Origin of the sequence: Marinobacter fonticola, from assembly GCF_008122265.1 — a bacterium.
Classification (GTDB): Bacteria; Pseudomonadota; Gammaproteobacteria; order Pseudomonadales; family Oleiphilaceae; genus Marinobacter_A; species Marinobacter_A fonticola.
Genome location: NZ_CP043042.1, coordinates 3,623,784 through 3,638,564, shown reverse-complemented (window position 1 = coordinate 3,638,564; position 14,781 = coordinate 3,623,784). Strand labels below are relative to the sequence as shown.

At 60.3% G+C, this 14,781-nt stretch carries 10 protein-coding genes; 5 read left to right on the top strand and 5 right to left on the bottom strand.

The window, feature by feature from the left end:
- The first annotated feature begins 34 nt into the window (after positions 1-34).
- On the top strand, positions 35-1,447 hold the full coding sequence (locus tag FXO11_RS16220; protein WP_148864000.1) for an MFS transporter: 1,413 nt from the start codon (positions 35-37) through the stop codon (positions 1,445-1,447).
- 194 nt (positions 1,448-1,641) lie between these two features.
- Complete coding sequence (locus tag FXO11_RS16215; protein ID WP_148863999.1) at positions 1,642-4,041, top strand: fatty acid cis/trans isomerase; 2,400 nt, start codon at positions 1,642-1,644, stop codon at positions 4,039-4,041.
- A 69-nt stretch (positions 4,042-4,110) separates the two neighbouring features.
- Here FXO11_RS16215 and FXO11_RS16210 read toward each other — a convergent pair whose 3' ends face one another.
- Positions 4,111-4,497, bottom strand: a complete 387-nt coding sequence (locus FXO11_RS16210) for a YbaN family protein (RefSeq protein ID WP_227545937.1) — start codon at positions 4,495-4,497, stop codon at positions 4,111-4,113.
- A 150-nt stretch (positions 4,498-4,647) separates the two neighbouring features.
- On the opposite strand from FXO11_RS16210, the gene FXO11_RS16205 reads away from it, so the two are divergent.
- The 3 genes from FXO11_RS16205 to FXO11_RS16195 all read left to right on the top strand — a co-directional run bounded on the left by FXO11_RS16205 (position 4,648) and on the right by FXO11_RS16195 (position 7,769).
- On the top strand, positions 4,648-5,322 hold the full coding sequence (locus FXO11_RS16205) for a FadR/GntR family transcriptional regulator (RefSeq protein ID WP_148863998.1): 675 nt from the start codon (positions 4,648-4,650) through the stop codon (positions 5,320-5,322).
- Positions 5,322-6,302 carry a bile acid:sodium symporter family protein gene (locus FXO11_RS16200; RefSeq protein ID WP_148863997.1) on the top strand — a complete coding sequence of 327 codons (981 nt, stop codon included), beginning with the start codon at positions 5,322-5,324 and terminating at the stop codon, positions 6,300-6,302. Before FXO11_RS16205 ends, FXO11_RS16200 begins: the two co-directional genes overlap by 1 nt.
- A gap of 159 nt (positions 6,303-6,461) precedes the next feature.
- Positions 6,462-7,769 carry a YihY/virulence factor BrkB family protein gene (locus tag FXO11_RS16195; RefSeq protein WP_148863996.1) on the top strand — a complete coding sequence of 436 codons (1,308 nt, stop codon included), beginning with the start codon at positions 6,462-6,464 and terminating at the stop codon, positions 7,767-7,769.
- A 3-nt stretch (positions 7,770-7,772) separates the two neighbouring features.
- On the opposite strand, the gene FXO11_RS16190 is transcribed toward FXO11_RS16195, so the two are convergent.
- The 4 genes from FXO11_RS16190 to FXO11_RS16175 form a co-directional block, all read right to left on the bottom strand.
- Complete coding sequence (locus FXO11_RS16190) at positions 7,773-8,810, bottom strand: HDOD domain-containing protein (RefSeq protein WP_148863995.1); 1,038 nt, start codon at positions 8,808-8,810, stop codon at positions 7,773-7,775.
- A 161-nt stretch (positions 8,811-8,971) separates the two neighbouring features.
- On the bottom strand, positions 8,972-10,201 hold the full coding sequence (locus FXO11_RS16185; protein WP_148863994.1) for a DUF445 domain-containing protein: 1,230 nt from the start codon (positions 10,199-10,201) through the stop codon (positions 8,972-8,974).
- A gap of 152 nt (positions 10,202-10,353) precedes the next feature.
- On the bottom strand, positions 10,354-13,509 hold the full coding sequence (locus FXO11_RS16180) for an efflux RND transporter permease subunit (protein WP_148863993.1): 3,156 nt from the start codon (positions 13,507-13,509) through the stop codon (positions 10,354-10,356).
- Complete coding sequence (locus FXO11_RS16175) at positions 13,502-14,731, bottom strand: efflux RND transporter periplasmic adaptor subunit (RefSeq protein ID WP_148863992.1); 1,230 nt, start codon at positions 14,729-14,731, stop codon at positions 13,502-13,504. Before FXO11_RS16175 ends, FXO11_RS16180 begins: the two co-directional genes overlap by 8 nt.
- Between the last annotated feature and the right edge of the window lie 50 nt (positions 14,732-14,781).

Sequence of the window (14,781 nt, the reverse complement as noted above, 5' to 3'; positions counted from 1 at the left end):
ATAACCGGATATTCGTCAGCACAAGGAAGATGGCATGACTTCAGCACAATCCGTCGGCGTCGCTTCGCAAAGGGACGTTACGGCAATACGGGAAGACGTTCGGCACACGAGCTGGGCGTCGGTGGTCGCCCTGGCGCTGGCGACCCTGGTTATCGCCAGCGAGCTGACGTTATCGGCGTTTGCCCTGCCGCTGATCAGCAGTGACCTGGGGATTCGCTCTACCGCAACCGCTTGGGTTCTGCTGGCCTACACCGTGCCGCTCGTCGCCCTGGCTATTCCCGCGGGCCGCTGGGCCGATCAGGCCGACACCCGGCTGGTGTTCCTCGTCTCGCTGCTGGCGGTAGGGCTCACTAGTCTGATTTCGGCGTGGGCACCCTCCTTTGAGCTGCTGATGCTGGGCCGGGTTCTGCAAGGCCTGGCGGCGGCGCTCTACCTGACGGTCTATATGCCGGTCATCTCCCAAACCGTTCGTGCTGCGGAGCGCGGGCGGGCGATCAGTATTGTGGCCACCATCATGATGCTAGGCAGTGTGGGGTTGGCTCCCCTGGGCGGTTTCGTTGCTGATCTGTGGGGCTGGCGGGCGGTGTTTCTGGTCAAGATGCCGCTGCTGCTCGTCGTGCTGTTGCTGGGCTACCGCGTCCTGCCGCCGGCGGATGCCCATGCTTCGAAGCCGCTTCTGCCGTTACCCACCTGGGGTATGCTGCGCGATACGCTATTGATCGGAAGCGCGATGACGGCCCTGATGCTTGTCCTCGAGGGAAGCTCGGGGTTCGGCGCTACCTCGCTTGGCTTGCTGATGTATGCGGGTCTGGCGGTGGGGGTCTGGTGCCGGTTGCGAACCTCCCAGCCAGTTGTGCGGCTGCTCAAGCACCGCTCCTTTGGTTTGGCCGCACTGGCGTTGACGCTGGTCGCCGGCATTATTGGTCTGATGTCCTTTTCCCTGCCGTTTTTCGTCAATGACGTGCTGGGCCAAGGCCCGGAAACCCTGAGTTACGCCATGCTGGGTTTTGTCAGTATTGCCGCGCTGATTTCACCCGTGGCGGGAACGCTGGCCGACCGTTTCGGCGCGGCCACCATTGCGACCGTCGGTGCTGCGCTGACCACCCTCGGCGTGCTGACCATGGCGACGCTCGACGCGGATGCCACCGTGATAGAGCTGGTGTTGACCTCGGCGGCCACAGGGGCGGGGATGGCAGTATTCAATGCGCCCGTCATGGCTGCGATGTTACAGGCTTCGCCGGCGGGCCAGATGGGCACGTCAAGTGGCCTGGCCGGTGTCGCACGGATGCTCGGATCCACCATCGGACCGGCAATAGCGGCCCTGGCATGGCACTTGGCCGGCGGCGGTGTGGCCGGGCTTCATGCGGGCGTTTATGCGCTGGCGGGGCTGGTCTTTCTGGGTTTCGTCGCCATGCTGTTTGCTCGCAGGACGCCGTCGCCAGGCTGACCCTGTTTACCTGAACGTGAACCTGAACGTGATGACCACTTTGCGACTCGTGGATGGCGCCGCGATAACGGACTGAACCGTAATGAAGCGGCCCTACGTGCGCCCGCAAAACGCCTTATAATGGGCGCTTTGCGGCGCCGGCACGTAACTGTCGGCCGAGTACCGCTTCCGCTTCTGTCGAAAAGGATGTCTTAATGGTCAAATCCGACCGACGTCGTCGTCCGCTCCAGGCCGCTGTGCTGGTTCTGATGTGTATTCTCGTCGTTTACGCCTGCAGCCAGGTGCCGACCTACGACAAACCGCAGCCTATCGTGGCTTTAAACCAGTCGTATGATTACCAGAGCGATATACGGCCTATCTTCGAAGCCAAATGCGTGGCTTGCCATGGCTGTTACGACGCACCTTGCCAACTCAAGCTGACCAGCGCCGAGGGTGTCGAACGGGGCGCTTCGCCGCTGCCGGTCTATGACGGTAGCCGCCTGGAGGACATGATGCCCACACGCTTGGGCGTCGATGCGGTCAACGCTGCGGGTTGGCGCGAGAAGGGCTTTTTCTCGGTGCTGCACGGTAATGTCGAAGGTGCCCTGGATGCACGGGACACTTCCATGCTGTTCCAAATGATCGAGCTGGGCCGCCAGCACCCATTACCGGCCAACAGCCGGCTTCCGGACGATGTCGTTATTGGTATCGGCCGGCCACAGAGTTGTCCGGCGCTACCCGCCTTTGCGGATTATGCCGAGGCTAACCCCCATGGCGGCATGCCGTTCGCGACGACCGGCCTGACAGACGTGGAATACCACACGCTGAGTACCTGGATCGCCGAAGGCGCCGTGACCCAGCCCGCGGACTACACGCCCGGCAATGCGGAACGAGGGGCTGTAAAGCGGTGGGAAACGTTCTTCAACCAATCCGGACAGCGTGAGCAACTGGTGTCTCGCTATCTATTCGAGCACCTGTTCGCGGCCCACCTTCATTTTCCGGATATCGACGGTCGTCGGTTCTACGAATTGGTCCGGTCCTGGACGCCGCCTGGCGAGCGCATTCTGCCGGTGGCCACGGTGAGGCCGAACGAAGATCCCGACGGGCGTTTCTACTACCGGCTGCAGCCGGTGACGCGCACTATTGTCGACAAGACCCACATCACCTATGCCCTCGGTGACACGCGCATGCAGCGCTACCAGTCGCTATTTTTCGAACCGGATTGGCAGGTCCGGGAAATGCCGGGCTACGGTTACCACGAACGATCCAATCCATTCGAGACGTTCGCCGCCATTCCCGCAAAATCCCGCTATCAGTTCATGCTCGACGATGCCGAATACTTTGTCCGAAACTTTATCCGCGGGCCGGTCTGTCGTGGCCAGATTGCCACCGATGTGATTCGCGACCAATTCTGGACACTGTTCGAGGATCCTCGGCAGGAAGCCTACGTCAACGACGCGACTTATCGCGATAAGGTCACGCCGCTGCTGGGCTTGCCGGGGCAGGACAGCGATATCCTTGCGTTGAGCCCCGAATGGTTGGGCTACAAAGGCAATCGCAACGACTACCTCAAAATACGCGAGAAATATTATGCCGAGCGCAAGACGGGCGGCGCCACTGTCGACGAACTCTGGGATGGCGATAATTGGAACCGGGATGCGTTGCTGACGATCTTCCGCCATCACGACAGCGCGTCGGTGCGGCGCGGACTGCATGGGCAGGTGCCGCGCACGATCTGGGTCATGGACTACCCGCTGTTGGAACGGACCTATTACGAATTGGTGGTGAACTTCAACGTGTTCGGCAGTGTGTCGCATCAGGCCCAGACGCGGCTCTATTTCGATCTGATTCGCAATGGCGCCGAGCACAACTTCCTGCGTTACGTTCCCGCTAAAGCTCGCCAACCGATCTACGACCGCTGGTATCAAGGCTCCGGCAAGATCAAGAACGCGATTACCTATACCGATCTCGACACCCACACGCCGGTGGCCATGGATTATGGCGTTGCGACCGATCCGCATGACGAGCAGGCCGTGATGGGCCAGTTCGCCCAGCTTCTGATGCAACACGCGAGCGAAGTGATGGGCCCGCCGGATACCCTGAATCGCTGCACCGGCGCTTCTTGCGACCGTTCCGGGATGAGTGAAGGTCAGCGCCGGGCAGAAGCGTTGCTGCGACCATTGGCCGCGGAAACCGGCGCGACGTTGCCAGCCATCCAGCGGCTACCTGAAGTCACTTTCCTGCGTGTGACGAGCGGCAGCGAGCGTTGGATCTATACGCTGGTCCACAATCGCGCCCACTCCAACGTGGCGTTCATGTTCGGTGAAGATAGCCGGCTGTTACCCGAGGAGGATACCGTCACGGTGCTCGACGGCACCCTGGGCAGCTATCCCAACTTCAGTTTTGACATACCGCTGGCGGAGCTTGACGCCTTTGTCGCTTCGTTCCGTGCTATTGAAACGGCGGAGGATCTGCACGCGCTGGCTTCCCGTTGGGGCATCCGCCGTACTCATCCGAGGTTCTGGGAGGTGATAGCGGACTTTCGGGCCTACGTGGAAGAGACCGATCCCGTTCAGGCGGGCATCTTTGACGTCAATCGGTACGAGAATCTCTAATAGACTGCAGCTAGTGTGCCGTGCGGTTAATTCGCTGATCTACTGCGCGGTACACTAGTGTTCGTTAGTTCAGCAGGATGGCCGGGTAAAAAGAAATACGAGCAGTCCGCAGAAGAAAATGGCCAGTCCCGCTAAAAGCCATGTCGAGGCTCCGGAAGCGAACAGAATGCCCCAGCTGGTCATTAGCATGAGGCAAGCCAACCATTTAGCTCTCAATGGTACGGCGCGGCGTGTCCTCCAGTTGTCGATGATCGGCCCGAACGTGCGATGATTCTCGAGCCAGCGGCGGAACTCCGGCGAACTGCGCCCTGCTGACCACGCCGCCAGCAGCACGAATGGGGTGGTCGGCAGCAGTGGCAGCACGATGCCGATAATGGCCAGCCCCAGGCTGGTGTAGGTCAGAATACGATATCCAATCAGGCTGGGGCTCATGGTTTCGGTGTCTTCGCCTTGCATGTATAGCCCAGTTTAACGGTTATCGATGGACGGGTCTTCCCGGGACTCTCGGATACACAGCCGTACCTGCTCATCGGGCTACTTCGCTCTTGGCATTCCAATCCACTTCGATTAAATTCATAGGATGACTGGTTGATTGGGTGAAAGTTGATGTCATTGCAGAAAATCAAGCGTGGCTCATTGGTCGAATCGGCAATTGAAGACTTACGGCAGGCGGTCGAACAACGGGTTTGGGGTGTCGGGGAACGACTCCCCAACGAGGCGACGTTGGCCGAGAACCTCGGCGTCAGCCGCAACACCGTGCGCGAGGCCGTTCGTGTACTGGTTCACGTCGGTATTCTGGAAACCCGTCAGGGAGACGGGACCTACGTTCGGGCGATGCTCGACGCCGGGGAGGTGTTCCGGCGCATCGAGCGAACGGAACTCCGCGATCAGCTGGAAGTGCGCATGATGCTGGAAGCCGAAGCTGCGCGGCTGGCGGCGCAGCATAGGCGCGATCAGGACCTGACCGACATGAAGTCAGCGCTTGATCGTCGCGCCGCCGCCGGTGACGACATCGACGCGCGAATCCAGCACGACGAGCAGTTCCACCGAGCCATTGTTGCAGCGTCTCGCAATCAGGCGCTCATCGAGCTCTATACCTACTTCTCGTCCAGCATTAGCAAGACCATTCATCAAACGGAGAAGGATGTCAGCCTGCCGGAGCCCACCCATGCGGATCACGAACACTTGCTAGAGGCTATCCGATTCCGCGATGCGGAGGCGGCACACGATGTGGCGCGGGCGCTGCTAAAGCCAAGCCTGGACGCGCTGGAGGGCAAGTGATGCGTATTCCGCTCGATAGATTTACCTTGGTCCTGCTCGGGACGATTGGCGTGGCCACCTTCCTTCCGGCGCGAGGGGATGCGGCCGCGTTTTTCGGGGTGGCCGGCAGTGTTGCCGTTGCCTTGTTGTTCTTCTTCCATGGCGCCGCCCTGTCCCGGGAGCAGGTGGTGGCGGGGGCAAGCCACTGGAGGTTGCATGTCATCATCACCGCGATGACGTTTCTGGTCTTTCCGATTCTCGTATGGCCAATCTCGAAGCTGCCCTCAAGCTGGGTGCCGGCAGACCTGGTGCTTGGTTTCCTGTATCTGGGCGTCCTGCCATCAGCGGTCTCGTCTTCGATTGCGTTCACCGCCATGGCGCGAGGAAACGTGCCGGCCGCTGTTTGCAGCGCCGCAGCTTCGAATGTCTTCGGTATGATGCTCACCCCGTTTCTGCTGATGTTGCTGGTGAGCGTTGCGGGCGACGGCTTCTCCGTCGGCGATGCCCTGAAGGACATCGTCTTCCAGTTGTTGCTACCGTTTGGTGTCGGGCATGGTTTGCGTCCTTGGTTAGGCGGCTTCATGGAGCGACACAAGTCGCTGATGGGCCGGTACGATCAGGGGGTGATCCTGCTTATCGTCTATTCGGCGTTTAGCCACTCGGTGGTCAGTGGTCTGTGGCAGCGACTGCCAGTGACGTCGATTGTGCTGGCCATTGGCCTGTGTATCGCGCTGTTATTCGTCGTGATTCTGCTGGCGCGACTCGCTGCGATGGCCTGGGGTTTGGATACGGCTGACGAGGCCGCCGTGGTATTTTGCGGCTCGAAGAAGAGTCTGGCATCCGGGTTGCCCATGGCAAAAGTCTTGTTTGCCGGTCATCCTGGCTTTGGCATGATCGTGCTGCCCATCATGTGCTACAACCAGATCCAGATCATCGTGGGTGCGTTTCTGGCGAGATGGTATCTCGAGCGAATGGATAGGCCTGACAAGGAGGCAGCGTAACGGTTTGGGCTACTGTTTGGACTACGGGGTGGCATCAGGCATATCTGCCACCCGTGAAAATGCGCCATACTGGGAATCGGCAGAGCTATACAGGACGTATAGTATCGCAGTAGCTCACAGCCCAGCGGGGCATCGAGGACAGACATCAAGAGGACGAGTGTGACTTCCATCCAGTTCAAGGAACGTTTAAATGCACTGGAACAATGGATCCTGGCAAATCCCAACCCGCCGCGACACTGGCCCTGGATCGGGCTCTACAAAGCTTGCCGAATCATTTATGCGGTCGCCCGCGATGTGATCAACGGCCTGCTCACGCTACATGCGATGAGCTTGGTCTATACAACGCTACTGAGCATCGTGCCGCTGCTGGCGCTGAGTTTTTCGGTACTCAAGGCCATGGACGTGCATCAGCGCATCCAGCCCTTTCTCTACCAGTTTTTCGAGCCCATGGGTCCACAGGGCATCGATATGGCGAACAAGGTGCTCGAGTTCGTCGATAATATTAAGGTTGGCGTGCTGGGGTCTGTGGGCCTGGCGTTGCTGATCTATACCGTTATTTCTCTGGTGCAGAAGATCGAGTTTTCCTTCAATACCATCTGGCGCGTACCGCAGATGCGCTCCCTCGCCCAGCGTTTTAGTAATTATCTAAGCGTGATCATGATCGGGCCATTGCTGATGGTGCTGGCGATTGGGATCAGCGCCACCATTTTTTCCTCAACCGTGGTTCAGACCCTGATTGCCATTGAGCCGCTAGGCACGGTGGTCCTCTTTCTAAGCCGCTTTACGCCGTTCTTCCTGGTGGTGCTGGCCTTCACCTTCATGTACGTGTTCATGCCGAACACCAAGGTGAAGCCGAAATATGCCTTGATTGGTGGCCTTATTGCCGGTGTGACCTGGCAAGGGTGCGGCATGCTCTTCGCCTCGTTCGTAGCTGGCTCGGCGCGTTACGAGGCCATCTACTCCAGCTTCGCCATCGGTATCATTCTATTGATCTGGCTCTACTTGAACTGGCTGATCTTGCTGCTGGGTTCAAGCATTGTGTTCTACATCCAGAACCCCAGTGCTATCGCCAAGCGGCACCGGGTGCGCGTTTCGCCGGCGTTGCAGGAGCAGGTGGCGCTGGTGCTGATGTGGCTGGTGTGCAAGCCGTTCAGTGAAGGTAAGGCAGCACCTCAGCAGGAGCGGCTGGAGCAGAACATGGGGGTGCCGGCGGAAGTCTCGCGCAAGATCAGCGACAAGTTGATTCGTGGCGGGTTGCTGATGCTGGCCGGTCCGGCGGGGGACGGCCTGGTGCCGGCGCGCTCGCTGGATCTGATCAGCGTCGAAGATATTCTCTCGGTTATCCGGGCTGATGAGGAACGGCTGATCCGGCGCCTGCCCAAGGTGCTGCCGGAGGATCTCTCACCGTTGCCCAATTGCAGCGACCCCCGCACCATGGCGGAGCTGCTTAAGCCCCACCGGGACTGAAGGTCAGCCTGCGTTGGGGCGGGACGGGTCCCGCAGCATGTTGAGCAATGCGTCGCGGATGGACTGGAATTGGTTCTTATCCAGCTGCAGTGCTGTGATTAAGTGCTCCTCGGGCAGATTGCGCTGATGAGCATGTCGCAGCACTTCGCGCGTGCCAAGAATGATGCCATCGTTCAGTGGCGTGTGCTCAGTGTGTGGCGCAGGCCGCTCTGCTGCTAGCAGATAGGCGTGGTAGCGTGGCGGCAAGTCCCACTTCGTGGCAATGATCTGCGCCGTTGCCCAGCTGCAGTGGCGCAGGGCACTGCGAACTACCGCCGGATCCATCACTTCACCCGGATACTCGCTTTTGTACAGTCGCGCGACTTCGCGCCGTAGGGTGATGTACGCCAGCGACGGCATCAGTCCCACCATAAAGAACGTATTGCCGTCGGCGCCGCGTGTATTGGCGATCAGTTCCGCCGCCCGGGCGCACGCCAAACCCCAGCGCCAGACACGCTGAGCGAATAGCGCCTCCTGGCTGTTGCGGGCGGTCATCATCGGTCGCAGCACGGCGGCCGAGGCAACACTGCGCACGCCGTTAATGCCCAAAAGAAAAATCGCCTGTTCGACCGATTCGATATGTTGCTCGCCAGGCAGAAAGAACGGACTGTTGGCCACATGCAGGAGCTGGTCGGTTAGCGCCGGATCGGCGAGGACGATCTCGGACAGCTCGTGACGACTGACGTTCTCGTCCGAGAGCGCCCGTATCAGCTTGGGGAGAACGGCTGGCTGGCGTGGCAGTTCCACCAAGGCGTTATCGGCGATGCGTTCCTGCAGTGCCTGGCGTATCACCGGCTCGTGGGGCGTATCCTGATTTATCTGGGCGGGTGTTGCATCCAGTAGCCAGCTGAAGAGGTGGCTTTCGAGCTGACGTAGCGCATGGCGGGTCGCATCCTCGGCGTCTTCGTTAGGGCGTGCGGAATTCAGCAACCCGGACTCGCGGCGTAACGTAGCGGGTTGATCAGCGTCTTTCGGTTTTAGCCAATTAAACAGGCGCCACATCCTACGGCCCTCGGGCGGTTATCCACTAAACATAGCACCTAAACGTTACACCGCCGGCGCGCCTGTCTCGCGTTACTTATGCCAAAGTTTACGGCAGGTTCGGCTCTCCCCATAAGAGGGTAGCTGATGATTTTACGAGGTTACACACTGTGGCCGAGCCCCTAAAACAGGTTCTGGCCGAAAACGAAGACAAACTGAGCCGCCCCGGCGGCGAAGCCCAGTGCACCACCGACCAGGATGAGCTTGATCTCGTCTTCTTGGAAACAGGGCCGCAGGAGGTCCTGAAACTCCGCGGAGGATAGCGCAATCATCCGCTCCACCATGATCTTTTCGACGGCTTCGGCGCGGTCTTTTTCGAACACCGGATTGGTGAACGAGGTGGACGAGATCTCCAGTGCTTTTTCCCCCACCTGATTTTTTAGAGTGGCAAAGCCGGTGGGGCCGAATGCGACTTGCGTCAGGGCCTTCCCCATGCCCGCGGTTTCATCCACCAGCGGCTTGATATGCTTTTTAACCATGTTTTTGGCGCGATCGCCGTTAGGGCCGTTGAGGATGGCGTTGACAATGTTGGCGACCGTCAGGATCTCGTGGGTGACGATGTGGCAAAAAGATTCGGCCACTTCCCGCTGGCGTTTGAGGAACAGGCCTTGGAGCTCGAAGGGGCCGACTTTCCGGGGTTCCAGCGGGCGGAAGATCACGTTCAGGGCGATCCAGTTGGTGGCCCAGCCGACCAGTAGACCGAAGAAAGGCAGTACCCACCAAGCTTGATGGAAGTACCACACGACCATCTGGATCAGGCCGAACAGGAAGCCAAAGTAGAAGCCAGAGTTGACGATGAAGCGGAATTCTTTGTCGCCGCACTCCAGAAAGATCTGGTTCAGCAGTCGCTTGTCGGCCGCCAGCCGGTCAATGACCATGCCCTTGATGTCCAACAGGCCCTCGATGTTCTGGGACAGGTCATCCACCAGATTGTCCACCAGATGAGGCGTGGACTTGCGCACCCGCTCGTACACCATGTTGCGGGCCGAAGCGGGTAGATTTTCCCAAAAGGTGGGGTACTCTTTCAGCATCAACTCGTCGACATATTCCTCGGTGCGAGGCTCGACGTTGTGGATGACGTATTCGGCCAATACATGGGGGTCGATCTGGTCGAAGATTTCCTGCACCGTGCCTATCTTGGCAATGGTGGCGTCGACGCTTATGGCGGCCATCTTGCGCGCTTTGGACGGAATGATGCCCTGCCAGCCCCAAATCGGGCGAATGCCGGTGAACTCCAGCGGGTAAAAGGTCATCTTGATAGCCAGCCAGTTGGTCACCCAACCGATCAGGGCGGCAATGACCGGGATGCTGAGGTATTGCCAGAATTCAACGTTGTGCAGCAGCTCGCTCATGGGTATGACTACTCGTGGTGTCCGTTATCGTTATGGGCGCGGATCTGAGGCCGAGCGGTTTCACGCATCATCTTTGCCGGCCCGGATGCTGTCAATGACAGCCGCGCAGCGACCGGCGGTCACCAGGATCATTGCCAGCCCATCGTCCGCCCTCAGTCCCCCTGGCCCGGGGCATCCGCCGGGCGGAGACGGGCCCGCTGCAGCCGGTTCGAAACGCCTTCGATCAACGATAACAGCACCGGCACCACCAACAGGATCAGGAACGTACCCACGGCCAGACCAAAAGCGATGCTGACGGCCATGGGGATCAGGAACTGTGCCTGTAGCGAGGTCTCGAATAGCAGGGGGAGCAGGCCACTGATCGTCGTCAGCGAGGTGAGCAGAACCGCGCGAAGACGTTGGCAAGCCGCTTCCACCAGGGCTTCCCGGATCGCCATGCCGCCCTCGCGCAGCTCCTTATAGAAGGTGACCAGGATAATCGAGTCGTTGATCACGATTCCCGACAGGCCGAACATGCCGAACAGCGACAGTATGGTGAGATCGATGCCCAGCAGCAGGTGGCCCAAAATGGCACCGCACAGGCCGAACGGAATGGCGATCATCACGGCCAGAGGCCAACTGTAGGCGCCGAATACCCAAGCGAGAATGATGTAGATCAGCGCCAGGCCGATCAGGGCGCCGGCCATCATATCCTGCCCGGTTTCCCGCTGTTCCTCCGCCTTGCCCTCGAAGCGGGTATTCACGCCGAAGGTGCTTTGCAGATTGCTAATCACATCCTGTTGCAAGTCGGCAACCACCTGGTTGGCATTGGTGACGGTGGTGTCCACGTCGGCGGTGACGTGCACACCCAGTTGGCCGTCGGTGTGGCGCAGCAACGACAGACCGCGTCTGGATTCCAGGTTGATTACATTGGCCAGGGGCGTGGTGTTGCCGCTGGGTGTCACGATGGGCAAGGTATCCAGGGTGCGCTGCAGGTTGCGCTCTGCTTCGGGCAGCATGATGCGCACTTCGACCTCGTCGTGGGCATCGTAGAACACTTGCAGCAGCTGGCCATCTAGCGCCGCGCGCATCTGGCGCCCCACGTCGTCGATGGTCAGGCCGAGGGACTGGGCCAGCGGTGTTAGAGAGAAGATGTATTGCTGCTTGCCATAGGGCAGGTCGTCGAGAATATCGGTCACGCCCTCGTAACTGCGCAGGGATTCCTTCAGGGATTCGGCGGCTTGTTTGAGCGTGCCGGCCTCGGCGCCGGAAATGAAAATATCCAGTGGCTTGCCCGGTGGACCGCCCTGGGGACTGGTAATCGACAGCTGTTCCACACCTGCCAGTTGCGGCAGGGCGTCGCGCCAGGCCGCGATAAACGCCGGGTTGCGCACCGTGCGGGCGTCCGGCGTCACCAGTTCTACCGACACCATGGCGTATTGTTCGCCCCGCTCGATAGAGACGCCACCATCGAAAGAGGCCCGGTTCAATTGGAGGACCGCCATCTTGACCAGCTCGCTATCGTCTTTTAGTGCGCTGCTGGTCTGCCATAGTGCATTTTCCATCACTCGCCCATAAGCCTTGACGTCCGACGGCGGCGTGCCGGCCGCGAATTTCACCGCGGCAACGATGCGCGAAGATTCCGGCGTTGGAAAGAAGGTGAAGCGCACGTGGCCGGACATGACGATCGCCAGGCTGACGACCAGAGCGCAGCCGGTCGCTACGATCACCGTACCCCGGTTGTCCAGGCTCCATTCGGCCATAGGCCGGAACCAATGGTCGCGAAAGCGGTTGAACCCCCGGTCGAGTTTCTGGCGCAAGGGGCTTTCTTCGCGATGATGGTGTTTGTGGAACGAAGCCCGCAGGTGGCCCGGCAGAATCAGGAAACTTTCGATTAGCGAGGCGATGATCACGCAGATCACCACGAACGGTATATCCCGCAGGATCTGCCCGATGATTCCGCTCACCAGCATCAGCGGCAGGAAGGCGGCGATGGTGGTGAGCGAGGAACTCATCACCGGTACCAGCATGCGCCGGGCCCCGCCTTCTGCCGCCTGCAACGAGCGCTCGCCTCGCTGGTAGTGGGTCATGGCGTCCTCTGCGACCACGATGGCATCGTCGACAATAATACCCAAGGCCATAATCAGCGCGAACAGGCTCACCATGTTGATGCTGCCGCCGTTAAACCACAGGATCGCCAGTGTTCCCATAAAGGAGATAGGAATGCCTGCGGCGACCCAAAAGGCGATGCGGCCGTTGAGGAACACGAACAGGATGCCGACCACCAGGATCAAGCCGCCAATCCCATTCTTGAGCAGCAAGTTAATGCGGTCGACGATCAGCTCGTACTGCTCGTCGAAGACGATGAGCTGGATGTTCTTGGGCAGGGTGGGGCGCGTGTCTTCCAGCCAGCCCTGCATAATCTCTGCCGATTTCAGCGCATCGCTGGTTTCGGCCCGCTGCAGTTGCATCAGTACCGCCGGCTGGCCCCGGTAGAAGACTTCAACCGCATTGTCCTTGGGCTGCAGTGAGATCTCGGCGACGTCGCCCAGGGTCAGGCGGCGTCCGTCGGCGGTCGTCATGATCGCCATGTTGGCGAACTGGCTGGCGGTGCGGCCTTTTTCCAGGCTGCGGATTTCCCGGGCGGACTCCTCGTCGCCCACGGTACCGGCGGGAATATCCTGACTTTGGCCGACAATGCGCTGCCCCAGTTGCGGCAGTGACATCCCCAGGTTGGCAATGTTCTCGCTGTCCACCTCGATGGCGATTTCCCGCTCCGGCAGGCCGGTCAGCTCCACCTTGGCCACGCCCCGGCCTAGGAGCGCGTCTTCAAAGCGGTAGGCCATGGGGCGCAAGGCCTCCAGCCGTGCCTGACCGGTGAGGATCACGGTAGCTATCGGCTCGTTGCGGATGTATTTGCTGATCTCGGGGCGTTCGGCGTCGCTGGGCAGGTTGCGGACCAGACCGACGTGTTCGTTGACCTGGTCCAGGGCAATGCCCATGTCCGTGCCTTCCTCGTACTCGATCACGATATTGCCGTAACCCAGTGTCGAGGTGGACTTCATCTCCTTCACGTTGTCGAGATTGCGCAGTTCCTGCTCCAGCGGGGTGGTGATCGACCGCGCCACGTCCTCGGCGCTGGCACCCGGCCAGACCACAGTTACGGTGATGAAGTCGGTCGCGAAATTGGGCAGGAACTGGCGATTGAGCCCGGTAAGCGCATAGATGCCGGCCATCAGCATGATCAGCATCAGTAAGTTGGCGGCAACCCGGTGCTGGGCGAACCGGCCGAGAATATCGTTGCGATGCTGGCCGGGGCTGTCAGCCATGGTCGGACTCCGGGTTCGTCACCGTGACCTTGAGACCGCTGATTGCATTGGGCAACTGGGTGGTGAGAATGCGGTCGCCAGTCTTCAGTGCCTTGGCGCGTACGAGCAGGCGCTGCCCATGCTCACCGAAGCGGTCACCCACCACGGTGACCTGTAGAGCCTCCAGGCGGCCGTCGGCAATACGGAACAGGGTCTGTTCGTCGTAGAGCGCGGAGACGGGTACCGAGAACAGGTTCGACTGAGCGGGTAGCTCCAGAGTGATATCCAGTGTGCGATTCAGGGCGGCGGGCGGTGTGTCGTCGGTAAACCGGAATAGTCCATCGACACCGCCCGCGCCTGGATTGACTTGACCGGAAAGACGGGCGAGTTGGAGCCGGTAGGTCTGGTCATCGACCAGTGTGGTCGCGGTAATCACCGCTTCGTCCGCCAGTGCTTGCTGGACCACGCCAATACGCTGCATGGGGATCTGGGCGCGGACTTCGAGGTTGCCGGTGGCGTAGAGACTGGCCAGCACTTCGCCGGGCCGCACGCGCTCGCCAGGGCTGGCCTGGAGATCGGTTACCACTCCGGCAAACGGGGCGCGAATTTCCGTGCGCTGTAAATCGAGGCGGGCTTGCTCTTGCAGCGCCTGAGCGCGCGCGAGCCGCGCCTTGAGGGATTGCAGGCGGCTCTCGTGATTGGCCACCGCCAGCTCCCGATTAACCAGAGAGATCTCCGCGGCCTGTAATGACTGCCGTGCCTGATCGATGCGGGCCTGACTGTTGAGATTTGAGGCTTCCAGGCGTCGCTCGCGGTCCAGGGCTCGCTCAGCCAGGGCCACCAGGGATTTCTCCCGTTCGAGCAGGCGCCGGTCGGCTTCGAATTGGTTCTGTTCCTGACGGATCTGGCTCTGCAGCTCATCGACGTCCGCCTGGCGCTGGTCGAGCAGCAGCTTCACTTCGGTGTCGTCCAGTTCGACGATCACCTCGCCCTCGGCTACCGTATGGCCTTCAAGGACAGGCAGGGCGGCGACGTCTGCGGTGACGGCGGCGCTCAAGGTGGATTGGTAGGGGGTTTCGATCCGGCCTAGCAAGCGTAGTTGCGGCGCCCGGGCAGTCGATTCAACGACCGTCGTCTGGATTGGCCAGGTCTTTTCTTCCGCCGTGGATTCGGGCGGTGCGGGTTTCCTCATAAACAGCACCGCCACAACCGCAACGGCAAGGATAATGAGGATGATAGGCAACAGACGGCGCCTGATGCGCGTTGAACGGCTGGAATCTCGCACGACCGGTA

Bases quoted from the DNA above. Each gene is read 5' to 3' on its own strand.
- FXO11_RS16185 (WP_148863994.1), bottom strand. From the start codon at position 10,201: ATGAGCGAGCTGCTGCACAACGTTGAATTCTGGCAATACCTCAGCATC.
- FXO11_RS16215 (WP_148863999.1), top strand. From the start codon at position 1,642: ATGGTCAAATCCGACCGACGTCGTCGTCCGCTCCAGGCCGCTGTGCTG.
- FXO11_RS16200 (WP_148863997.1), top strand. From the start codon at position 5,322: ATGCGTATTCCGCTCGATAGATTTACCTTGGTCCTGCTCGGGACGATT.
- FXO11_RS16205 (WP_148863998.1), top strand. From the start codon at position 4,648: ATGTCATTGCAGAAAATCAAGCGTGGCTCATTGGTCGAATCGGCAATT.
- FXO11_RS16220 (WP_148864000.1), top strand. From the start codon at position 35: ATGACTTCAGCACAATCCGTCGGCGTCGCTTCGCAAAGGGACGTTACG.
- FXO11_RS16180 (WP_148863993.1), bottom strand. From the start codon at position 13,509: ATGGCTGACAGCCCCGGCCAGCATCGCAACGATATTCTCGGCCGGTTC.
- FXO11_RS16210 (WP_227545937.1), bottom strand. From the start codon at position 4,497: ATGCAAGGCGAAGACACCGAAACCATGAGCCCCAGCCTGATTGGATAT.
- FXO11_RS16190 (WP_148863995.1), bottom strand. From the start codon at position 8,810: ATGTGGCGCCTGTTTAATTGGCTAAAACCGAAAGACGCTGATCAACCC.